Here is a 20,879-nt window from a genome sequence, read left to right on the forward strand (position 1 = left end):
TCGCTATCGTAAGGAGATCAGGAGACCGCGCTGCGCAGCCCGAACGCGTGCTTGTCGTGCAGCACCGGCGCCACCGCATCCACAAGACGCGTGGCGGCGGCGTCGACCGAAAGCCCCGCGGTATCGACCACGGCGGAGGCCCGCGCATAAAGCGGCTCGCGGCTGGCCAGGATGTTGCGCAGCTCCGCCATCGCCGAGCGGTCATCGGCCATCGGGCGCAAATCGCCCTGGCCGCGTACGCGGGCCATGTGCTCTTCGGGCTCGGCCTTGAGCCAGATGGTGTAGAACGACGACAGGATCAGGTCGAAGGTCAATGGCTCGGACACGATGCCGCCGCCGGTCGCCAGCACCATCAATTCCTTGCGCGCCAATAGTTGCGTCAGCGCCGCCTGCTCCATGCGGCGAAAGCCTTCCTGGCCGTAGAGCGCGATGATCTCGGCGACGGATAATCCGTTTTGCGCCTCGACCTCCTTGTTGAGCTCGACGAACTTCCAGCCGATTTTCTTCGCCAGCATCTTGCCGAGCGTGGATTTGCCGGCGCCGCGCAGGCCGATCAAGGCGATGCCGGAGAACGAGATCCGCCGCTGCGCCGACATGCCGCCGCCGGCAAGCGCGTCCTTGGCCTGCGCAATCTGGGCGGGCGTCGCCTTGCGCAAGAGGTCGCGGATCACGGCCCAGTCGAGCGCCGGCTCGGTTGCGGGAATGAGGTCTTCCAGATGCGCGCCCATCGCGTTCGACACGCGCCGCAGCAGCACGATCGAGACATTGCCCTTGCCGCTTTCGAGCTGCGCGATATAGCGCTCGGAAATTCCCGATACTTTCGCGAGCACCTTGCGCGACATGCCGCGAAGGGCACGCATGGTGCGCACACGCTGGCCAAGCTGCTCGAGAAAGCCGGTTTCGGGGTCGCTGGCCTCGGTCATTTCCCTCGTTCAGCTTTAGCTGCGGGTGAATGGTTTTCGGAAACATAATGCCGATGAGGATTGACAGCAAGCGCTGCCGGTGTCTTTGTATGAATTATAATTCTTAAAACCAGGGGAGAAGCGTCGTGAGCGGCGTGTCCGGTTCGTATAATGCGGTGACCTGGCTGCTCGACCGCAATGTCGACGAGGGCCGCGGGGCCAAGCTCGCCTTTACCGATACGGTCTCCGAACTCACCTATGGCGACCTGCAGAAACAGAGCTGCCGCACAGCCAACATGCTGCGCCGGCTCGGCGTCCGCCGCGAAGAGCGCGTGGCGATGATCATGCTCGACACGACAGACTTTCCTTCCGTCTTTCTCGGCGCGATTCGCGCCGGCATCGTGCCGGTGCCGCTCAACACGCTGCTGACGTCGGATCAATATGCCTATGTGCTGGCCGACAGCCGCGCGCGCGTGTTGTTCGTGTCCGAGGCGCTGTATCCCGTCGTCAAGGACATCGTCGGGCGGATGCCCGATCTCGAACATGTCGTGGTGTCCGGCAGCAACGCGTTCGGCCACAAGGAGCTCTCTGACGAGCTCGCAAAGGAGGACGAGTCCTTTGCGACCGTGCCGACCCACGCCGAGGAGCCGGCCTTCTGGCTCTATTCGTCCGGGTCCACCGGCATGCCCAAGGGCGTGCGGCATCTGCATTCCAGCCTGCAGGCGACCGCGGACACCTATGCCAGCCAGGTGCTTGGCATCCGCGAGAACGATGTCTGCCTGTCTGCGGCAAAATTGTTCTTTGCCTATGGACTCGGCAACGCGCTGACGTTCCCGATGTCGGTCGGTGCCTCAACCGTCCTCAACGCCGACCGCCCGACGCCGGCGCGGATGTTCGAGCTGTTGAACAGGTATAACCCGACCATCTTCTACGGTGTTCCGACATTGTTTGCCTCGATGCTCAATGACGAGACGCAAAAGAACGCGCGCGCCGGCACGCGGCTGCGCATCTGCACCTCGGCCGGCGAAGCGCTGCCGGAATCGGTCGGCAACGCCTGGAAGGCGCGCTTCGGCGCCGACATTCTCGACGGGGTCGGCTCGACCGAACTGTTGCACATCTTTCTTTCCAACGCCCCCGACGACATCAAATACGGCTCGTCCGGCCGTCCGGTGCCCGGCTACAGGGTGCGGCTGGTCAATGAAGCAGGCAGCGAAGTGCCCGACGGCGAAGTCGGTGAATTGCTGGTCGAGGCGCCCTCGGCGGCCGAGGGATACTGGAACCAGCGCAGCAAGAGCCGCCAGACGTTTCAGGGCCACTGGACCTACACCGGCGATAAATATGTCCGCGACGCCGAGGGTCGCTACACCTTCTGCGGCCGTTCCGACGACATGTTCAAGGTCTCCGGCATCTGGGTCTCGCCGTTCGAGGTCGAGAGCGCGCTGATCACCCACCCGGCCGTGCTCGAAGCCGCCGTCGTGCCCGAGGCCGATCCGGAAGGATTGCTGAAGCCGAAAGCCTTCGTCGTGCTGCGCGCCGATACCAAAACCGACGGCCTGCATGAGGCGCTGAAGGAGCACGTCAAGCAGAAGATCGGTCCGTGGAAATATCCGCGCTGGATCGACGTGGTGGACAGTCTGCCGAAGACGGCGACGGGGAAGATTCAACGGTTCAAGTTGCGGGAAGGCGCATCGTAATCACTCGTCGTCCCTGCGTTCGCGGGGACGACGAGCTTGAGGATGCGACGTCTGGATCACTTCGGAAAGCTTGCGACATGACCACCCTTTCCTCCTCGGGCTTCCTCACCGTCGGCAGCTCCCATCTCGAATACCGCATGATCGGCCCGTCGCCCGAGAATGCGCCCACCATCGTGATGCTGCATGAAGGCCTTGGATCGACCAGGCTGTGGGGAGACTTTCCGGATCAGCTTCAGGCCGCGACCGGCGCCGGCGTGTTCGTCTATTCGCGCGCGGGCTACGGTGCATCGACACCGGTGAAACTGCCGCGGCCGCTCGACTACATGCATGTCGAGGCGCTCGACGTATTGCCAAAGCTGCTCGACAAGATCGGCTTTCGCCGCGGCCTCCTGCTCGGCCATTCCGATGGCGCCTCGATCGCGACGATCTATACCGGCTCCCATCAGGACCACCGCGTCGAGGGCCTCGCGTTGATCGCCCCGCATTTCGTCGTCGAGGATATTTCGGTGGCCTCGATTGCGCAGATAAGGAACACCTACGAGACCACGAATCTGAAGGGAAAGCTTTCGCGCTGGCACAGGGATGTCGACAACGCCTTCTATGGCTGGAACGGCGCCTGGCTCGATCCTGACTTCCGCAGCTGGGATATTTCCGAATACCTCGCCTATATTCGCGTACCGGTGGCGATCCTGCAGGGTGTGGACGACCAGTATGGGACGATGCGGCAGGTCGAGATCGCGCAGGAAGAGTGCTACTGTCCGGTCGATGTGACGGTTATCCCGGGAGCGGGACATCAGCCGCATCGTGAAGCCCCGGGGGCGACGCTGGATGCGATCTCGGAATTCGCAAACGCGGTGTTGCACGTCGATGACGGCTCGCAGGGACGGGCCGCGTAACGCTTTGCTTTTTTCCGGGGCGGCGCCCCGATGACCACGCCGCCGCCAGCCGCAGGCAACCTGCCGCTGCCGCGATGGGCCTATGTGCCCGGCGAATCCGAAAAACCCAGTGCCGATTACCAAACGCTGGCGCAGATCACAGCTCTGGTGCCGCCACGATTTGGCGGCTACGTGCCGGCGCGCCATCCCGCACTACGCTACGGCCTCACGCTCAACGACCGCGGTTACTTCTGGGAAGCGCAGGAGATCCTGGAGGCGGTGTGGGCGGCGGCGCCGCAGGGCGGTCGCGAGCGGATCCTGTTGCGCGCCTGCATCCTGATTGCGACAGCGAATTTGCGGCTGCGCATGCAGAAGCCGCACGTCACGGCGCGGCTGCTCGGGGAGGCGCTCGGCGAACTCGATGTGCTGGGGATGCGAAACGCTGGCGGTGACGGATTTGCGGATTGCTTTCCGGCAGCGGCACTGGCGGCCCTCATCAAGGGCAAACTGGAGCGGCCTCCGCTCGCCAAGACCGATTGGGTGGCATTCGCCGCCGCTATCAGAACATGAAACAAAATGCATGTTTCGGCGGTTTGGGCTGGACTTGCTAAAAAACATGCATTATTGTGCATCTAACCAACCAAGCAAATCCTGAGAAAACGACAGAGGGTGTCCTCATGGCCGGTGAAGATCGCGTCCTCGCAGGCGGCGCGAAGTACATCGATTTTCAAACCGATCCGCAGCGCTACCGGCACTGGAAGCTGGGCGTGGAAGGCGACGTTGCGACGCTCACCATGGACGTCGACGAGAATGCCGGTCTGTTCGAAGGCTATCAGCTCAAGCTGAATTCCTACGATCTCGGCGTCGATATCGAACTCGCCGACGCCGTGCAGCGGCTGCGTTTCGAACACCCGGAAGTGAAGGCGGTGGTGATGCGATCGGGCAAGAACCGCGTGTTCTGCGCCGGCGCCAACATCCGCATGCTGGCGGGCGCCACCCACGCCCACAAGGTCAATTTCTGCAAATTCACCAACGAGACCCGTAACGGCCTGGAAGATTCATCGGAGAATTCCGGACAGCGCTTCATCACCGTCGTCAATGGCACCGCGGCCGGCGGCGGCTACGAACTGGCGCTGGCGACCGATCACATCATGCTGGCCGATGACGGCGCGGCTGCCGTGTCGCTGCCGGAAGTGCCGCTGCTCGCGGTGCTGCCGGGCACCGGCGGCCTGACGCGCGTGGTCGACAAGCGCAAGGTGCGCCGCGACCATGCCGACTTCTTCTGCACCATCGAGGAAGGCATCAAGGGCAAGCGCGCCGTTGCGTGGCGACTGGTCGACGAGATCGTGCCCAACAGCAAGCTCGAAAGCAAAGTCGCCGATCGGGCAAAAGAATTTGCCGCCGCCTCGAAGCGCAACGGCAACGGCAAGGGCATCACGCTGTCGCCGCTCCACCGCACCATCGACGACAGCGGCATCCGCTACGGTTTTGTCAATGTCGACATCGACCGCGCCGCGCGGATTGCGACCATTTCGATCAGGGCGCCGGAAGCCGCTCCGCCTGCCGATATCGACGGCCTGATCGCGCAAGGCGCGTCGTTCTGGCCGCTGCAGGTGGCGCGCGAGCTTGACGATGCGATCCTTCACTTGCGCATCAACGAACTCGAAATCGCGATGCTGCTGTTCAAGAGCCATGGCGATGCCGCCAATGTAGTGGCCTGCGACACCTTCCTCGACGCCAACAAGGCGCACTGGCTGGTCAACGAGATCAGGCACTACTGGAAGCGGGTGTTGAAGCGCATCGACGTCACCTCGCGCACGCTGGTGACGCTGGTTGAGCCGGGCTCCTGTTTCGCCGGCACGCTCGCCGAACTCGTGTTCGCCGCCGACCGCTCCTACATGCTGATCGGCTCGCGGCAGGGCGACAACCGCCAGCCCCCGGCGATCCAGTTGACCGCGATGAATTTCGGTCCCTATCCGATGTGCCATGGCCTGACCCGGCTGCAATCGCGCTTCCAGGCCGATCCGTCCGATCTGGAGCGCGCGGAAGCCACCATCGGCACCACGCTCGATGCGGAGGAGGCCGAAGAGCTCGGCCTCGTCACCTTCGCGCTCGACGATATCGACTGGGATGACGAGGTGAGGGTGTTCCTGGAAGAACGCACGTCGTTCTCGCCCGACGGCCTCACCGGCATGGAAGCGAATTTGCGCTTCGTTGGCCCTGAGACCATGGAATCGAAAATCTTCTCGCGCCTCACGGCGTGGCAGAACTGGATCTTCCAGCGCCCCAATGCGGTCGGCGAAAACGGCGCGCTGCGCCGCTACGGCACCGGCCAGAATGGCGCAGTTCGATATGACGCGGGTTTAAGGAGCACACCATGAATTTCATGAATGTCGACTACTCGACCAAGATCCCCAACAACGTCAATCTCAGCGAGGATCGCCAGGTGCTGAAAGCGCTCGAGGGCTGGCATCCCGGTTACATGGATTGGTGGGGCGACATGGGGCCGGAAGGTTTCCAGCAGTCGCTGGTGTACCTTCGCACCGCCTATTCGGTCGATCCGCGCGGCTGGGCCAAGTTCGATTACGTCAAGATGCCGGAATATCGCTGGGGCATTTTGCTGGCGCCGCAGGAGGAGAACCGCGTCATTCCCTTCGGCGAGAATTACGGCAAGCCGGCCTGGCAGGAAGTCCCCGGCGAACACCGCGCCACGTTGCGCCGCCTGATCGTGATCCAGGGCGACACCGAGCCCGCTTCCGTCGAGCAGCAGCGCCATCTCGGCAAGACCGCGCCCTCGCTCTACGACCTGCGTAACCTGTTCCAGGTCAATGTCGAGGAAGGCCGTCACCTCTGGGCCATGGTCTACCTGCTGCAGAAATATTTCGGCCGCGACGGCCGCGAGGAGGCCGATGATTTGTTGCGCCGCCGCTCCGGCGATGCGGACTCACCGCGCATGCTCGGCGCCTTCAACGAGGCGACGCCGGACTGGCTGTCGTTCTTCATGTTCACCTATTTCACCGACCGCGACGGCAAGATGCAGCTGCACTCACTCGCGCAGTCCGGCTTCGATCCGCTGTCGCGCACCTGCCGCTTCATGCTGACCGAAGAAGCCCACCACATGTTCGTCGGCGAGACCGGCATCAGCCGCGTCGTGCAGCGCACCTGCGAGGCGATGAAGGAAGCCGGCATCACCGATCCCACCGACATCGCCAAGGTGCGTGCGCTCGGGGTGATCGACCTGCCGACCATCCAGAAGAAGCTGCACCTGCATTATTCGCTGTCGCTCGACTTGTTCGGCTCGGAAGTCTCGACCAACGCGGCGAATGCCTTCAACGCCGGCATCAAGGGCCGCTACAAGGAAACCCAGATCGACGACGACCACCAGCTCAAGAACGCCACCTATCCGGTGCTCAAGCTGGTCGACGGTGTGATCAAGCGCGTCGACGAGCCGGCGCTGACCGCGCTCAACATGCGCCTGCGCGACGACTACACGCAGGATTGCGTCAAGGGCATGCTGCGCTGGAACAAGGTCATTTCGACCGCGGGCTATCAGTACAAGCTGACGCTGCCGAACGTCGCGTTCCATCGCCAGATCGGCGAGTTCAAGGATATCCACGCCACGCCGGAAGGCATCCTGATCGACGACGCCACCTGGAACCAGCGCAAGGGCGAATGGTTACCTTCGACGCAGGACGGCGATTTCATCGCCTCGCTGATGAAGCCCGTGACCGAAGCCGGCGTCTACGCCAACTGGATCTCGCCGCCGAAAGTCGGCATCGACAACAAGCCCGGCGATTTCGAGTACGTCAAAATCGAAACCTGAACCGCCCCACATCGGGGAGCAGTAACATGGACCCCGACAGCGATCTTGAAGCACTGAACCGCGACCAGTTGGTCGCGGAGGTGAAGCGTCTAAGGGCTGGTATTCGCACGCACAGGGACAGCACCGGTCACGACCTGTGCTGGCACCATCCCGATCTCTGGGGACTAATGCCCGAACAGGTCACGCCCGAGGTGGCCGTGCCGCCCTGGCCGAAATTCCTGCGCGGGTGTTTGCGCTATCGGGAGGCGTTGGAGCGCGAACTGCCCAACGCGCCCAGGGCTGATTTCGAATATAAAGAGTGAGATGTGAGAGAAGCGCGAGCCCGCGCCTTCGACATAGCCGTCATCAACCGCGAAGGCGGGTGATCCAGTAAACACCGGTGTCAATTGCAGAAACGCCACGGTCAACCAATTGAGGCCGCGGCGTACTGGATACCCCGCTTTCGCGGGGTATGACGACCGGTCGTGCGCAACGCCTACCCCGCGATCTCAAGCCCCGCATTGGCGTAGACCACGCCGCCATCGACCGCGATCGTATTGCCGACCACATAATCGCCCGCGCGCGAGGCGAGATAGATCGCCACCCCCGCCATATCCTCATCGGTGCCGATGCGTTTCGCCGGAATGCGCTTTGCCACTTCGTCCGAATGGTCGCGCGCCGCCCGGTTCATGTCCGACTTGAACGCGCCCGGCGCGATCGCGGTGACATTGATATTGTCCTTGACCAGTTTCGTCGCCATGCGCCGCGTCAGATGGATCACGGCGGCCTTGCTTGCGGCGTAGGAATAGGTCTCCCCGGGGTTGACGAAGATGCCGTCGACGGAGGCGATGTTGATGACCTTGGCCGGCCGTTCGGGTGACGCCGCCGCGCGCAGCGGCTTCGCCAGCGCCTTGGTCAGGAAGAACAGCGATTTGACGTTGAGGTCCATGACCTTGTCCCAGCCGCTTTCCGGGAATTCGTCGAATTCCGCGCCCCATGCAGCTCCTGCATTGTTGACGAGGATGTCGAGCTTCGGCTCCAGCTTGATGAATTCGCCAGCCAACTTGTCGCAACCTTCGACCGTCGAGATGTCGATCGGCAGCGCGATGCATTCGCCGTCATAGGCGGCGGAGAGCTCTTTCGCAGTCGCCTCGCAAGGGCCTGCCTTGCGCGCCGTGATGTAGACCTTCGCCGCGCCCTGCGCGAGAAAGCCGGCCGCGATCATCTTGCCGATCCCGCGCGAGCCGCCCGTCACCAGCGCAACGCGGCCGTTAAGCGAAAACAGATCCTTGAACATGCGTTCCTCCATTGCTTTGCCGCCGGTTTTGAGCGGGAGAGGGGTTCGAGTCAAGGACGCCAGTTTTCGTCGTCCCTGCCTGATGCGCAATTGCGCACTAGGCGCAGGGACCCATAACCACCGGCTTCAGTTGTTTTGGTAGGTGACTACTCCATCGCCCTAATTGCTGGGCCGCGGCGTATGGGTCGCTGCGTTCGCAGGGACGACAGCTGCACCGCGATGACTTCTACGCCGCGTCGATGCGGCGAAAGCCGTTCCACATCGCTGTGGCGGCGCCGGAGGTCAGGACCGGAAGGATGCGCGCGTCCTGGTAATTGCCGTTGAGCGAAACCCGCTGCAGCGCGGTCAGGTGCTCGGCGCTCTCCGGGAAAATCATGCCCGGCCGCGTCGTAACCGCGGTCTTGAATCCGGCCGCCTTCGCCAGGCAGAATTCGCGTGGGCCCGCCGCGATGCGGTCGCCATAGGGATAGGCGAGATGAAGCACCGGCCGTTGCAATGCGGCTTCGATCCGCGCGCGGCTGGTGGCCAGTTCGAACGACGCGGTCTCCTCGCTCTGCCGCGCCAGATTGCAATGCGTGATCGTATGCGCGCCGATCGTCACCAGCGGATCGTCAGCGAATGCCTTCAATTCCTCCCAGGACATGCAGAGCTCGCGGGCGATAGGAGTCTCGTCCACGTCATATCGCGTGCACAGCGCGGAGATCTCGCGCTGCATGTCGTGTTCGGTCGGCAGGGCGCGCAGCCAGTCGTGCATGCGGTCGAAAGCCGCCTGCTTCGCCGCCGGCGTCGAGGCGTCGAGGCGGGTCTTTGCGCCGCCGATCGGGACTTCGATGGCGGATGCTCTTGCGATCGCCCGCTCGAGCGCGACCCACCACAACCGGCCGGTGCCTTCAGCGAAATCGCTCGTCACATAGACGGTGAGGGGCGCGTCAAATTCACGCATCACCGGCAGGGCGAAATCGCGATTGTCGCGATAGCCGTCGTCGAGGGTGAAGCAGGCGAAGCGCCGCGCGAATTTGCGCTCCTGGAGGCGCTGATGCGCCTCGTCCATGGTGACGATGTCGACGTCGAGGTTGCGAAGATGCGCGAGCATCGCCCGCAAGAATTCTGGCTCGACCTCGAGATGATGATTGGGCTGAAACGCGCCGTCGCGCCTCGGGCGGACGTGGTGCAGCATGAAAATGACGCCGACGCCTGCGAAGATTGGTCGCAGCAGGTAATGCGCCCCGGAGAAGTACAGCGCTTCCAGTCCGGCGCGGATGACGGTGTTGCGAAGCAGTTTCATCGAGATGCTGGGCTGCCCGGTTATTTACGGTGCGAAATTAGCGAAAGACCGCTGAAGAAACAGTTAGCTGGACCAATTTCAGAGCGTTTCGGCCCCTGCGACATTTCGGGTTTGACAGCCTCGCAAGGGTTTGTTTTCTCTCCGTTCCGGACCCCGGCAGGAACTCGAATGCACGGACTTTTCAGGTGGAGTGGCAAATGGTGGCTGGGCATCATTCCTTTGGTCATCTTTTGGGCGATCGCGGCCTGGACGAGCACCGAACCGCTTGAAGCCGACCTGGTGCAGCGTTCGACCGCAGCACTCAAGGACACCATCCTCGACAAAAGGCGAATCTCGGTCGCAGGCCGCGACGTGACGCTTGCGGCGGATGCCTTCTCGGAAGACGGCCGGCAGAATGCGGTGGCGTCGGTGGAAGCGGTGCCGGGCGTGCGGCTGGTCAACGATGAAACCCGGCTCGTTCCCGAAGCCAAGCCATTTGTCTGGTCGGCCGAACGCGACGTCCTTCGGGTGACGCTGTCGGGCAGTTCGCCGCTCCCGGCGACCAAGGGCCGGTTGATAGAGGCGGCCCGCGCCAATCTCGGCGGCGTCGAAGTGGTCGACCGGACGAACCTGTCGCGCGGGGCGCCGCCGCGCTTCGACAATGCCGCGCTGTTGCTGCTCGACCAGGTCGGCAAGCTGAAGGACGGCAAGATCACGCTGTCGGACACCACGGTCAGCCTGTCCGGCATGGCGCGCGAACTCGGCGGCCGGGAAGCCATCGCCGCCGCGCTGAAAAATCTGCCCGAGGGCTTTTCGGTCGGGGCCAACGAGGTCAAGGCGCCGCCTTACATTTTCCAGGCCTACAAGGATCCGGTCGCGGTGACGCTGACGCTGACCGGCAATGCGCCCGACAGCAATGCCCATGCCGCGCTGGCGGCGGCGGCGGGACGCAAGTTCTTCAGCGAAAAGGTCGTCGACAATCTCAAGGAGAGCGTTGGCGCCCCTGCCGGGTTTGCCAACGCGGTGGTATCGGCGCTTGGCGCGCTGTCGCGGCTGTCGACCGGCACGCTCGTCGTCTCCGACCGGGAGGTCAAGCTGTCGGGCGATGCGCTTTATGAGGCTGCCGCCGGTCAGATCCGCGCCGGTCTCGGCAAGGACTTTCCGCAGGGCTGGCAGTTCAAGCCGGAAATTTCGGTCAAGCCGGCCGCGGCGCCGGTGGACGCGACCGTCTGCCAGCAATTATTCTCCGAGTTGCTCGGCAAGGCCCGGATCCGCTTCGAATCCGGCAAGGCCGACATTGTCGCAGATTCCGCCGGCCTTCTTGATCGCCTGATCGAAACCGCTTTGCGCTGTCCGACCGCCAATATCGAGATATCAGGACATACCGATACCGACGGCGACGAGGCGGCCAACCAGGGGCTGTCCGAGAAGCGTGCCCAGGCCGTCGCCGACTATTTGGTCAAGGCGGGATTGCCGGCCAACCGGTTCAGCGCAGTCGGCTACGGCTCGACGCAGCCAATTGCGGGTAACGACACCGACCAGGGCAAGGCGCAGAACCGCCGCATCGATTTCGTGGTGAAGTGAGCATGGCCTATCTGACCACATTCTACTGGGGCTGGCTGTTGGGATCGGTGCTGCTTGGCTTCGCCATGGGCTGGATTTCAGTGGTTCAGCACGGCGAAGGCGTCTCGGGGAAGCTGCGATGGGTGCTTTCGGCTTTGGTCGTGGCGCTGATCGGAGCAGCCCTCGCGCGGGTCGTACCCGGCCGTTTCGGTTACTGGCTCGATCTTGGGCTGGTCATGTTCGCGCTTTATCTCTGCGGCTGTGTGGTCGGATCATGGTTGCGCGACTGGGTCGTCTCGCGCAGTGCGCCGCCGGCCTGACCGCAGCATGGGCCTGCCAGCTTTACCGCCGTCATTGTCACAGGTTGTTGACCGGCCCCTTCTATGGTCCGGAACCCCCATCGGGCGGCGGGAATGCAGCAAAACTGCGCCACCACCGTCATCACCTGCGCCTAATATGTTGAAGGAGCGTGTTTTATTGTCGTCAGGCGAATTCCACTCCGGCTCAAAACGCGCTACCAGAGGGACAAGGGAGCAGCGTAGCGCCGGCGGGGTTCATGCCGCTACCGTCGTCGCATAAGCGCAATTCGAGGTGTAGATGCTGGAAGCAATACGCAGGGCGATCTCGTTTCTGCGCCAGAAGCAGGTCCTGCACAAGCTCGGGGTCTTGATCAGCATCGCGGTTATCGCCGTTGCGTGCTACGTGCTCTATCACATGCTTCGCGGCATCGACACCGATGAGGTGATCGACGCCATCAAGAGCACCGAGCCGCGTCAGGTCGCGCTGGCGGCCCTGTTCGTGGCGGCGGGCTATTTCACGCTGACCTTCTATGACTGGTTCGCGGTCCGCGCGATCGGCCAGGGCCACATCCCTTATCGCGTCAATGCGCTTGCCGCCTTCACCTCCTACTCGATCGGACACAATGTCGGCGCCAGCGTCTTCACCGGCGGCGCGGTGCGCTACCGGATCTATTCGGCCTGGGGGCTGAACGCGATCGATGTCGCAAAAATCTGTTTCCTCGCCGGGCTGACCTTCTGGCTCGGCAATGCCGCCGTGCTGGGGCTGGGCATCGCCTATCACCCGGAGGCCGCCGCCTCGATCGATCAGCTTCCGGTCTGGCTCAACCGCATTGCGGCGTTCGGCATCCTTCTCGGACTGGTCGGCTATGTGGCCTGGGTCTGGGCTCAGCCGCGAAGCGTCGGCCGCGGGCCGTGGACGGTCACCCTGCCGGGCGGGCCGCTGACGCTGCTGCAGATCGCCATCGGCATTGTCGATCTCGGCTTCTGTGCGCTGGCGATGTATGTGCTGGTGCCGGACGAGCCCAATCTGGGTTTTGTTGTCGTAGCTGTCATCTTCGTCTCGGCTACGCTGCTGGGGTTTGCCAGCCATTCACCAGGCGGGCTCGGCGTTTTCGATGCCGCCATGCTGGTCGGGCTCTGGCAGATGGACCGGGAGGAACTGCTCGCCGGCATGCTGCTGTTCCGCGTCCTGTATTATATCGGGCCCTTTATCATATCTGTAATCTTGCTGACGCTTCGGGAGATTATCATCGGCGCGCGATCGAAGCGCCTGCGCCAATTGGCGCCCGGCGCCGGCGCCGAGCCGACGAGGCATAAGGCCGCCGTCTATGTGCGCGAGCGTGGCGACACCGGCACCTGATGGTGCGGAAGACGCCTCACAAATAGAGGAAGAAAGCCTGCGCCATGGCGATTGACGATTCCAGCTCTTCCTCCTTCTTTGCACCGTGGCCGGACCGGTTGCGGCATTCGGCCATCATCCTGCTCGCCGCCGGCCTCGCGCTTTGCGCGCTCGTGGTGCTGGCCGATCTCTCGCCGGCGCGCGCCGTGGCGGTTTTCATCTGTATCGCCGCCGCGGCGCTGGTGCCATGGCGGCTGCATCATGCGGTGGCCTCCCGTGACGATGTCCGCGCCGTCACTCCGGTCGAGTCTGCAGCCGTCAGCGCCGTCGTCGCCGGCATGCCGGATCCGGCCGTGCTGCTCGACCGCGCCGGGCGCGTCATCCATCTCAATGCGGCGGCAGCCCAGCTCGCGCCCGCTTTGCGCAAGAACGAACTCGCGCAGTTTGCGCTGCGCTCGCCCGAGATCATCACCGCGTTGCGCGAGGCGATCGCGACCACCGAACCGCGCCGGGCGACCTATCTGGATCAGGTGCCGGTCGACCGCTGGATGGAACTGATCATCACGCCGGTGCCGGTGCCGACGCTGTTCGGCGGCGCCGAGAAGTGCATGCTGATGACCTTCCATGACCAGACGCCGCTGCGGCGGGTCGAGGAAATGCGCGCCGACTTCGTCGCCAATGCCAGTCACGAACTGCGGACGCCGCTGGCGGCGTTGTCGGGCTTCATCGATACGTTGCAGGGGCCTGCCAAGGAGGATGCCAAGGCGCGCGAGCGCTTCCTCGGCATCATGCATACGCAGGCGACGCGGATGGCGCGCCTGATCGACGATTTGCTGTCATTGTCGCGGGTCGAATTGTCGGCCCATGTCCGGCCCGACACGCTGGCCGATATCGTGCCGATCATCCGCCAGGTCGCCGACGGGCTGGAGCCGCTGGCGGGGGAACGTCAGGTGGACATCGAGATCGACCTGCCTGATACCCCGGTCGTGATCGCCGGCGACCGCGAGGAACTGCTGCGGCTGTTCGAAAACCTGATCGAGAATGCGCTGAAATATGGCGCGTCCGGCGGCAAGGTTATCGTCTCCCTCATTTCGGCCGTATCGGGCGAAGGCGCCCCGGAATTCCGGGTCATGGTGCGAGATTTCGGCCCGGGAATAGCCCCGGAACATCTGCCGCGGCTTACCGAGCGGTTTTATCGGGTCGATGTCGGCGACAGCCGCGCCCAGGGTGGAACCGGGCTCGGTTTATCCCTTGTCAAACATATCCTTGCCCGCCATCGCGGCCGGCTTTTGATCGAAAGCGTGCCGAAAAACGGCGCGGTCTTTACCGCCTGTTTTCCCCAGGCGAAGACCCCGGCAGCGCATTAAATCCAAGCGATTTCAATCGCTTGAGACTGTCATCCAACTGTCATCCAACCTTCGTAAAAGCTCTATCGACCGGTCCTAGACGGACGGCAGGTGGGCGCGATCGGGCGCAACAGGCGCTTCGCTCACCAGATGGAGCCAACCATGAATTTCATCAGGACAATCGTCGCTGCCGGCCTGGTCGCCGCGTCGACGTCGGCCTTCGCTGCCGATATCACCGGCGCGGGCGCGACCTTCCCCTTCCCGATCTATTCGAAGTGGGCCGACGCCTACAAGAAGGAGACCGGCAACGGTCTGAACTACCAGTCGATCGGCTCCGGCGCCGGCATCAAGCAGATCCAGGCCAAGACCGTGACCTTCGGCGCCACCGACGCGCCGCTCAAGCATGAGACGCTCGAGAAGGACGGCCTGGTGCAGTGGCCGATGGTGATGGGCGCGATCGTGCCGGTCGTGAATCTCGAGGGCGTCAAGCCGGGCGAGCTCGTGCTGTCGGGCGAAGTGCTCGGCGACATCTATCTCGGCAAGATCAAGAAGTGGGACGATGCCGCGATCGCAAAGCTCAATCCGAAGCTGAAGCTGCCGGCCGACGCCATCACCGTGGTGCGCCGCTCCGACGGTTCGGGCACCACCTTCAACTTCACCGACTATCTCTCGAAGTCGAACGCCGAATGGAAAGCCAAGGCTGGCTCCGGCACCGCGGTCGAATGGCCGACCGGCGTCGGCGCCAAGGGCAATGAAGGCGTTGCCGGCAATGTCGGCCAGACCAAGAACGCCATCGGCTACGTCGAATATGCCTACGCCAAGCAGAACAAGCTGACCTATGCGGCGATGATCAACAAGGCCGGCAAGACCGTGCAGCCGACCGTCGCAGCGTTCCAGGCGGCCGCCTCCAACGCCGACTGGGCCAAGGCGCCCGGCTATTACGTGATCCTCACCGACCAGCCCGGCGAAGCCTCCTGGCCGATCACGGCGGCAACCTTCATCCTGATGCACAAGGATTCGACCGACAAGGCAGCCTCCCAGGAAGCCATCAAGTTCTTCAAATGGTCGTTCGAGAAGGGCGGCAAGATGGCCGAAGAGCTCGACTACATCCCGATGCCGGAATCGGTGGTCAAGCTGATCGAGAAGACCTGGACCGCCGAGATCAAGAGCTGACGGGGCCTTTCGCTTCGCAACGCGATCGCTCAACCCGGCTTGTCCGGGTTGAGCACCCCTCTCGGCACAGGAGAGGCAAGAACAATGCGCGAGCCGAAAAAGCCGTGCACCGAAGTCCGGGTCATTGGGCTATAAGTACAGGGGATTGGCGTGGCAGAGATGACGGTCGAAAGCGACGTAATGGAAGCCGCCGGACCTTATGATCGCGCAAGGGCTCTCAGCGCGTTCAAACTCGGCGACGTCACCTTCTACTGGATCACGCGCGCCTGCGCGATCTCGGTTCTCCTCATCCTCGGCGGCATCATCATTTCGCTCATTGTCGGCGCCTGGCCCGCCATCCGCGAATATGGCGGAGCTTTCCTCTGGACGCAGCGCTGGGCGCCCTCGGCCGATCCGCCTGTTCTCGGCGCGCTCGGCCCGATCTACGGCACGCTGATCACCTCCGGGATCGCGATGATGATCGCCATTCCCGTCGGTCTCGGCATCGCAGTGTTCCTCACCGAGATCTGCCCGCTCTGGCTGCGCCGTCCGATTGGCCTGGCGATCGAACTGCTCGCCGGCATTCCCTCCATCATCTACGGCATGTGGGGCTTCTTCGTGCTGGGCCCGTTCCTGGCCAACACCTTCCAGCCGTTCATGATCAGTATCTTCGACGGCGTCCCGGTGCTCGGCACGATCTTCGCCGGTCCTCCGTCCTATCTCAGCCTGTTCAACGCCGCGCTGATTCTCGCAATCATGGTGCTGCCCTTCATCACCTCGATCTCGGTCGACGTCTTCAAGACGGTGCCGCCGGTGCTGAAGGAAGCGGCTTACGGCGTCGGCTGCACCACCTGGGAAGTCGTCCGCAATGTGGTCATCCCCTACACCCGGGTCGGCGTGATCGGTGGCATCATGCTGGCGCTCGGCCGCGCGCTCGGCGAGACCATGGCGGTGACCTTCATCATCGGCAATTCGTTCAAGATCCAGTCCTCGATCTTCGCGCCGGGCACCACGATCTCGGCGGCGATCGCTTCCGAATTCGCCGAGAGCGACGGGCTGCATCAATCCGGCCTGATCCTGCTCGGCCTGCTTCTGTTCGTGCTGACCTTCTTCGTGCTTGCCGCCGCCCGGCTGATGCTGATGCGGCTGGAAAAGAAGGCGGGGAACTGACATGAACCCGATCTACGCTTCCCGCCGCCGCTTCGACATCATCATCCGCACGCTCTGCGTCGGCGCCGCTTTGTTCGGCGTGACCTGGCTCGCCCTGATCCTGTTCACGCTGTTCTACAACGGCCTTGCCGGCCTCAACCTCGCCGTCTTCACCCAGGATACGCCCCCACCGGGTTCGACCGATGGTGGCCTGCGCAACGCCATCGTCGGCTCGATCCTCATGACCGTGATCGGGGTCGGCATCGGCGCGCCGCTCGGCCTGTTCGCCGGCACGTATCTCGCCGAATACGGCAAGCACGACAAGCTCACCTCGGTGATCCGCTTCATCAACGATATTTTGTTGAGCGCGCCCTCGATCATCATCGGCCTGTTCATCTACGGCGCCATCGTGGTGCCGATGGGGGGCTTCTCGGCCTTTGCCGGCTGCCTGGCGCTGGCCGTGATCGTGATCCCCGTGGTGGTTCGCACCACCGAGGACATGCTGGGGCTGGTGCCCAATCCGCTGCGCGAGGCCGCATCCGCGCTCGGCCTGCCGCGTTCGCTGGTGATCCGGCGGATCGCCTATCGTGCCGCGCGCTCGGGTCTGATCACCGGCGTGCTGCTGGCGACGGCCCGCGTCGCCGGCGAGACCGCGCCGCTGTTGTTCACCGCGCTCTCCAACCAGTTCTTCAGCCTGAACCTGACCAAGACGATGGCGAACCTGCCCGTCACCATCAACAACTTCGTCCAGAGCCCCTATGTCTACTGGAAGCAGCTCGCCTGGAGCGGGGCGCTCCTGATCACACTCACCGTACTTGCCCTGAATATTGGCGCGCGCATTCTCGGCGCCGAGAGGACATCCAAATGACCGAACTCTCCGTATCCGTGAGTACCGCGAGCGGGCCCGTTCCGCAGGTGGCGCTGCCGGAGGCCCCGCCCAAGGTGACCGCCCGCGGCCTGAACTTTTACTATGGCGAGCACCACGCGCTGAAGAACATCAACCTGACGCTCGGCACCCACCGCGTCACCGCCTTCATCGGCCCGTCCGGCTGCGGCAAGTCCACGCTGCTGCGGATCTTCAACCGGATGTACGATCTCTATCCCGGCCAGAAGGCGACCGGCCAGTTGATGCTCGACCAGACCAACATCCTCGATCCCAAGCTCGATCTCAATCTGCTGCGGGCTCGCGTCGGCATGGTGTTCCAGAAGCCGACGCCGTTCCCGATGACGATCTACGAAAACATCGCCTTCGGCATCCGCCTCTATGAGAAGATTTCGAAGTCAGAGATGGACGGCCGGGTCGAGAAGGCGCTGCGTGGCGGCGCGCTGTGGAACGAGGTCAAGGACAAGCTCAATGCAAGCGGCCTGTCGCTGTCCGGCGGCCAGCAGCAGCGGCTCTGCATCGCGCGCACCGTCGCGGTGCGGCCCGAGGTGATCCTGTTCGACGAGCCCTGTTCGGCGCTGGACCCGATCTCGACCGCCAAGATCGAGGAACTGATCCAGGAGCTGGCGGAGGATTACACCATCGCCATCGTTACCCATAACATGCAGCAGGCGGCGCGCGTCTCGGACAAGACCGCCTTCATGTATCTCGGCGAGCTGATAGAGTTCGACGACACCAACAAGATTTTCACCTCGCCGAGCGATCGACGCACGCAGGACTACATCACCGGCCGGTTCGGTTGAGGAGATAAGAAATGGCTTCTGAACACACCGCCAAGGCATTTGACAGCGATCTTCAGGAACTGACCCGTCTCGTCGCCGAGATGGGCGGCATGGTCGAGCGCATGATCACCGAATCCGTCGACGCGCTGGTCCGCCGCGACGTCGCGCTCGGCAAGCGTGTCGTCGCGACCGATGTCGAGATCGACCGTCTGCAGCATCTGATCGAGGAGCGCGCGGTGCTGACGATTGCGCGTCGCCAGCCGATGGCGATCGATCTGCGAGAAATCGTCGGCGCCATGCGGGTCGCCACCGATCTGGAACGGATCGGCGACCTCGCCAAGAACATGGGCAAGCGCGTCGCGGCGCTGGAGAACGATTTCCAGCCGCTGAAGCTGATGCGCGGCCTGGAGCATATGACCGACCTGGTGCTGTCGCAGGTCAAGTCGGTGCTGGACGCCTATGCGGCGCACGATCTGCCGGCGGCGATGGCGGTGTGGAAGGGCGACGAGGAAGTCGACGCCATCTGCACCTCGCTGTTCCGCGAACTCTTGACCTACATGATGGAAGATCCGCGCAACATCTCGTTCTGCATCCATTTGATGTTCTGCGCCAAGAATATCGAGCGGATCGGCGACCACGCCACGAATATCGCCGAGACCGTGTTCTACATGATCGAGGGCCAGCAGATGCTCGACAAGCGCCCGAAGGGCGACATGACGAATTTTGCTGCGACCGTACCCAATAGTTGAGGAAAGAATGATGAGCGCGCGCATTATGGTGGTCGAGGACGAGGAAGCGCTGACCACGCTGTTGCGCTACAACCTCGACGCCGAAGGCTATGAGGTCGAAACCGTCGGCCGCGGCGACGACGCGGATACGCGGCTGAAGGAGCGCGTGCCCGATCTCGTCGTGCTCGACTGGATGCTGCCGGGCCTGTCCGGCATCGAGCTCTGCCGGCGCTTAAGGGCGCGGCCGGAGACCAAGCAATTGCCGATCATCATGCTCACGGCACGCGGCGAGGAGAGCGAGCGGGTGCGGGGCCTTGCGACCGGCGCCGATGATTACATCGTCAAACCGTTCTCGGTGCCGGAACTGCTGGCGCGGGTGAAGGGCCTGTTGCGGCGCGCAAGCCCCGAGCGGCTCGCCACCGTGCTGACCTATGGCGACATCGAACTCGATCGCGAGAAGCGCCGCGTCGCGCGTTCGGGCCGTCAGATCGATCTCGGTCCGACCGAGTATCGCTTGCTGGAGTTTTTCCTCGAGCATCCCGGCCGCGTCTTCAGCCGCGAGCAATTGCTCGACAGCGTCTGGGGTCGCGACATCTATATCGACGAGCGCACCGTCGACGTCCATATCGGCCGCTTGCGCAAACTGCTCAATCCCGGCCGCGAGCAGGACCCGATCCGCACCGTGCGTGGCGCGGGGTATGCGCTGGACGATCGGTTTGCGAAGGTGGAGCAGCAATAGCTGCTTCGTCGTCGCGCACGTCGTCCCCGCGAACGCGCAAGGGCATGCACATGCTGCCGTCGTCCCCGCCTAGTGCGCAATTGCGCACGGGGCGCGGGGACCCGTAAACACCGATGACATTTGTTGAAAAGAGCTGGAGCTCCAGCCAGATATAACCACGTGCTTTCGTGGTTATGGGTCCCTGCGTTCGCAGGGACGACAATTACTGCCGCGCGTTCTACCGCGTCGGCTTCGGCTGCTGCCGCCGCCGGTCGGCAGCGGGCTGATACGCCACGCGCGAGTGATGTGCGCAATAGGGCAGGCCCGAGAGCGCCTTGCCGCCGCAGAAGAAGAATTCCGGGCTCGAGGGATCGCCGACCGGCCAGTGACAGGTCGCCTCGTTCAGTTCGAGCAGCGACAGCCGCTGGCTCATCGGCACCACGTTGTCGAAGGCGATCGGATCAGCCTCCAACTCGACCTCGAAGGCGTGCGCGAGCGCGGTGTTGCCGCGCGAGACCGGCCTCGACACCCGCATCATCTGCTGGGCGGCGGGACGCGCCTTGCGCTGCCGCGGGGCGGCCGAGGAGGGGCTCTTGGCGCGGCCGGACAGGCCCAGCCGGTGCACTTTGCCGATCACGGCGTTTCGCGTCACATTTCCAAGTTCCGCGGCGATCTGGCTGGCCGATAATCCGGCTTCCCAGAGCTTCTTCAGCTGCTCGACGCGATCATCGGACCAGGTCAAAACCGTCATCGTATTCTTCCCTTCGCTTCGCGCCGGCCGATCAGGGGCCGCGCAGGCGACGTCATTCGTCTTAAAAATCCCTGCGGTCAGAATCCCTTAGCCCTCGCCGGGCGCGAAAACCGCGCCCGAACGTGTACGCTGCACAAAATGGACTCTTGGGATCAGAACCGCCGCACGAGATGTCGTACCCGACAGCCCAAACGCTACAATATGGCGTGACTCCGGCGCAAGAGTCCGGGCCCGCGCGTCCACATGTTCCGATATCTAAGCATTGCACTGCGTGTTTTCCACCACACCGCAATCCTACGGATTTTTGACGGATTTCCCCTTCTTGCAGTGCAGGA

The 20,879-nt window shown here is 63.4% G+C and carries 19 protein-coding genes and 1 pseudogene; 16 read left to right on the forward strand and 4 right to left on the reverse strand.

Going from position 1 to position 20,879, the window contains the following annotated elements:
- Positions 1-17: 17 nt before the first annotated feature.
- The gene (locus ACVWVY_RS08900; protein WP_456626027.1) at positions 18-923 is read right to left on the reverse strand and encodes a helix-turn-helix transcriptional regulator; all 906 of its coding nucleotides are present in this window, start codon (positions 921-923) and stop codon (positions 18-20) included.
- Between the two features lie 125 nt (positions 924-1,048).
- Here ACVWVY_RS08900 and ACVWVY_RS08905 point away from each other — a divergent pair, with 125 nt between their 5' ends.
- From ACVWVY_RS08905 to ACVWVY_RS08930, 6 genes and pseudogenes are all read left to right on the forward strand, one after another.
- A complete protein-coding gene (locus tag ACVWVY_RS08905) occupies positions 1,049-2,596 on the forward strand; it encodes a benzoate-CoA ligase family protein (RefSeq protein ID WP_456626028.1) in 1,548 nt (515 codons plus the stop codon).
- 77 nt (positions 2,597-2,673) lie between these two features.
- Positions 2,674-3,492: an alpha/beta fold hydrolase gene (locus ACVWVY_RS08910; protein WP_456626029.1), complete on the forward strand. Its 819-nt coding sequence runs from the start codon at positions 2,674-2,676 to the stop codon at positions 3,490-3,492.
- Positions 3,493-3,522: 30 nt separating this feature from the next.
- Positions 3,523-4,041, forward strand: coding sequence for a DUF309 domain-containing protein (locus tag ACVWVY_RS08915; RefSeq protein ID WP_456626030.1), 519 nt, complete (start codon positions 3,523-3,525; stop codon positions 4,039-4,041).
- A 107-nt stretch (positions 4,042-4,148) separates the two neighbouring features.
- Positions 4,149-5,838: pseudogene (gene boxC, locus ACVWVY_RS08920) on the forward strand (2,3-epoxybenzoyl-CoA dihydrolase).
- A gap of 19 nt (positions 5,839-5,857) precedes the next feature.
- Positions 5,858-7,294: a benzoyl-CoA 2,3-epoxidase subunit BoxB gene (gene boxB, locus ACVWVY_RS08925; protein WP_456632151.1), complete on the forward strand. Its 1,437-nt coding sequence runs from the start codon at positions 5,858-5,860 to the stop codon at positions 7,292-7,294.
- A gap of 26 nt (positions 7,295-7,320) precedes the next feature.
- A complete protein-coding gene (locus ACVWVY_RS08930) occupies positions 7,321-7,596 on the forward strand; it encodes a hypothetical protein (RefSeq protein WP_456626031.1) in 276 nt (91 codons plus the stop codon).
- Between the two features lie 173 nt (positions 7,597-7,769).
- Here ACVWVY_RS08930 and ACVWVY_RS08935 read toward each other — a convergent pair whose 3' ends face one another.
- The gene (locus tag ACVWVY_RS08935) at positions 7,770-8,570 is read right to left on the reverse strand and encodes an SDR family oxidoreductase (RefSeq protein WP_456626032.1); all 801 of its coding nucleotides are present in this window, start codon (positions 8,568-8,570) and stop codon (positions 7,770-7,772) included.
- Positions 8,571-8,796: 226 nt separating this feature from the next.
- A complete protein-coding gene (locus tag ACVWVY_RS08940) occupies positions 8,797-9,855 on the reverse strand; it encodes a polysaccharide deacetylase family protein (RefSeq protein ID WP_456626033.1) in 1,059 nt (352 codons plus the stop codon).
- Between the two features lie 168 nt (positions 9,856-10,023).
- Between ACVWVY_RS08940 and ACVWVY_RS08945 the strand changes: the two genes are divergently transcribed.
- The 10 genes from ACVWVY_RS08945 (at position 10,024) to phoB (ending at position 19,814) form a co-directional block, all read left to right on the forward strand.
- A complete protein-coding gene (locus tag ACVWVY_RS08945; protein ID WP_456626034.1) occupies positions 10,024-11,418 on the forward strand; it encodes an OmpA family protein in 1,395 nt (464 codons plus the stop codon).
- 2 nt (positions 11,419-11,420) lie between these two features.
- Positions 11,421-11,717 carry a hypothetical protein gene (locus tag ACVWVY_RS08950; protein ID WP_456626035.1) on the forward strand — a complete coding sequence of 99 codons (297 nt, stop codon included), beginning with the start codon at positions 11,421-11,423 and terminating at the stop codon, positions 11,715-11,717.
- A gap of 277 nt (positions 11,718-11,994) precedes the next feature.
- Positions 11,995-13,056, forward strand: a complete 1,062-nt coding sequence (locus ACVWVY_RS08955; protein WP_456626036.1) for a lysylphosphatidylglycerol synthase domain-containing protein — start codon at positions 11,995-11,997, stop codon at positions 13,054-13,056.
- Positions 13,057-13,100: 44 nt separating this feature from the next.
- On the forward strand, positions 13,101-14,402 hold the full coding sequence (locus tag ACVWVY_RS08960; RefSeq protein ID WP_456626037.1) for an ATP-binding protein: 1,302 nt from the start codon (positions 13,101-13,103) through the stop codon (positions 14,400-14,402).
- A gap of 141 nt (positions 14,403-14,543) precedes the next feature.
- Entirely contained in the window at positions 14,544-15,554 is a 1,011-nt protein-coding gene (gene pstS, locus ACVWVY_RS08965) for a phosphate ABC transporter substrate-binding protein PstS (protein ID WP_456626038.1), read from the forward strand.
- A 150-nt stretch (positions 15,555-15,704) separates the two neighbouring features.
- Complete coding sequence (pstC, locus tag ACVWVY_RS08970) at positions 15,705-16,703, forward strand: phosphate ABC transporter permease subunit PstC (protein ID WP_456626039.1); 999 nt, start codon at positions 15,705-15,707, stop codon at positions 16,701-16,703.
- Between the two features lies 1 nt (position 16,704).
- Positions 16,705-17,550 carry a phosphate ABC transporter permease PstA gene (gene pstA, locus ACVWVY_RS08975; protein ID WP_456626040.1) on the forward strand — a complete coding sequence of 282 codons (846 nt, stop codon included), beginning with the start codon at positions 16,705-16,707 and terminating at the stop codon, positions 17,548-17,550.
- On the forward strand, positions 17,547-18,368 hold the full coding sequence (pstB, locus tag ACVWVY_RS08980; RefSeq protein WP_456626041.1) for a phosphate ABC transporter ATP-binding protein PstB: 822 nt from the start codon (positions 17,547-17,549) through the stop codon (positions 18,366-18,368). The genes pstA and pstB overlap by 4 nt, the downstream gene beginning before the upstream one ends.
- 11 nt (positions 18,369-18,379) lie before the next feature.
- Positions 18,380-19,096 (forward strand): phosphate signaling complex protein PhoU, encoded by a 717-nt coding sequence (gene phoU / locus ACVWVY_RS08985; RefSeq protein ID WP_456626042.1) that lies wholly within the window; start codon positions 18,380-18,382, stop codon positions 19,094-19,096.
- Between the two features lie 10 nt (positions 19,097-19,106).
- The gene (phoB, locus tag ACVWVY_RS08990; RefSeq protein ID WP_214490252.1) at positions 19,107-19,814 is read left to right on the forward strand and encodes a phosphate regulon transcriptional regulator PhoB; all 708 of its coding nucleotides are present in this window, start codon (positions 19,107-19,109) and stop codon (positions 19,812-19,814) included.
- 217 nt (positions 19,815-20,031) lie between these two features.
- Here phoB and ACVWVY_RS08995 read toward each other — a convergent pair whose 3' ends face one another.
- The gene (locus ACVWVY_RS08995) at positions 20,032-20,544 is read right to left on the reverse strand and encodes a GcrA family cell cycle regulator (protein ID WP_456626043.1); all 513 of its coding nucleotides are present in this window, start codon (positions 20,542-20,544) and stop codon (positions 20,032-20,034) included.
- Positions 20,545-20,879 lie beyond the last annotated feature (335 nt).

It is taken from the genome of Bradyrhizobium sp. URHC0002 (assembly GCF_054059515.1).

What these genes read in the sequence shown, in the direction of transcription:
- ACVWVY_RS08915 (WP_456626030.1), top strand. Translation starts at nt 3,523, where the DNA reads ATGACCACGCCGCCGCCAGCCGCAGGCAACCTGCCGCTGCCGCGATGG.
- ACVWVY_RS08995 (WP_456626043.1), bottom strand. Translation starts at nt 20,544, where the DNA reads ATGACGGTTTTGACCTGGTCCGATGATCGCGTCGAGCAGCTGAAGAAG.
- phoU (WP_456626042.1), top strand. Translation starts at nt 18,380, where the DNA reads ATGGCTTCTGAACACACCGCCAAGGCATTTGACAGCGATCTTCAGGAA.
- ACVWVY_RS08910 (WP_456626029.1), top strand. Translation starts at nt 2,674, where the DNA reads ATGACCACCCTTTCCTCCTCGGGCTTCCTCACCGTCGGCAGCTCCCAT.
- ACVWVY_RS08950 (WP_456626035.1), top strand. Translation starts at nt 11,421, where the DNA reads ATGGCCTATCTGACCACATTCTACTGGGGCTGGCTGTTGGGATCGGTG.
- ACVWVY_RS08945 (WP_456626034.1), top strand. Translation starts at nt 10,024, where the DNA reads ATGCACGGACTTTTCAGGTGGAGTGGCAAATGGTGGCTGGGCATCATT.
- pstA (WP_456626040.1), top strand. Translation starts at nt 16,705, where the DNA reads ATGAACCCGATCTACGCTTCCCGCCGCCGCTTCGACATCATCATCCGC.
- ACVWVY_RS08900 (WP_456626027.1), bottom strand. Translation starts at nt 923, where the DNA reads ATGACCGAGGCCAGCGACCCCGAAACCGGCTTTCTCGAGCAGCTTGGC.
- ACVWVY_RS08935 (WP_456626032.1), bottom strand. Translation starts at nt 8,570, where the DNA reads ATGTTCAAGGATCTGTTTTCGCTTAACGGCCGCGTTGCGCTGGTGACG.
- ACVWVY_RS08955 (WP_456626036.1), top strand. Translation starts at nt 11,995, where the DNA reads ATGCTGGAAGCAATACGCAGGGCGATCTCGTTTCTGCGCCAGAAGCAG.
- pstS (WP_456626038.1), top strand. Translation starts at nt 14,544, where the DNA reads ATGAATTTCATCAGGACAATCGTCGCTGCCGGCCTGGTCGCCGCGTCG.
- pstB (WP_456626041.1), top strand. Translation starts at nt 17,547, where the DNA reads ATGACCGAACTCTCCGTATCCGTGAGTACCGCGAGCGGGCCCGTTCCG.
- ACVWVY_RS08960 (WP_456626037.1), top strand. Translation starts at nt 13,101, where the DNA reads ATGGCGATTGACGATTCCAGCTCTTCCTCCTTCTTTGCACCGTGGCCG.
- boxB (WP_456632151.1), top strand. Translation starts at nt 5,858, where the DNA reads ATGAATGTCGACTACTCGACCAAGATCCCCAACAACGTCAATCTCAGC.
- phoB (WP_214490252.1), top strand. Translation starts at nt 19,107, where the DNA reads ATGAGCGCGCGCATTATGGTGGTCGAGGACGAGGAAGCGCTGACCACG.
- ACVWVY_RS08930 (WP_456626031.1), top strand. Translation starts at nt 7,321, where the DNA reads ATGGACCCCGACAGCGATCTTGAAGCACTGAACCGCGACCAGTTGGTC.
- ACVWVY_RS08940 (WP_456626033.1), bottom strand. Translation starts at nt 9,855, where the DNA reads ATGAAACTGCTTCGCAACACCGTCATCCGCGCCGGACTGGAAGCGCTG.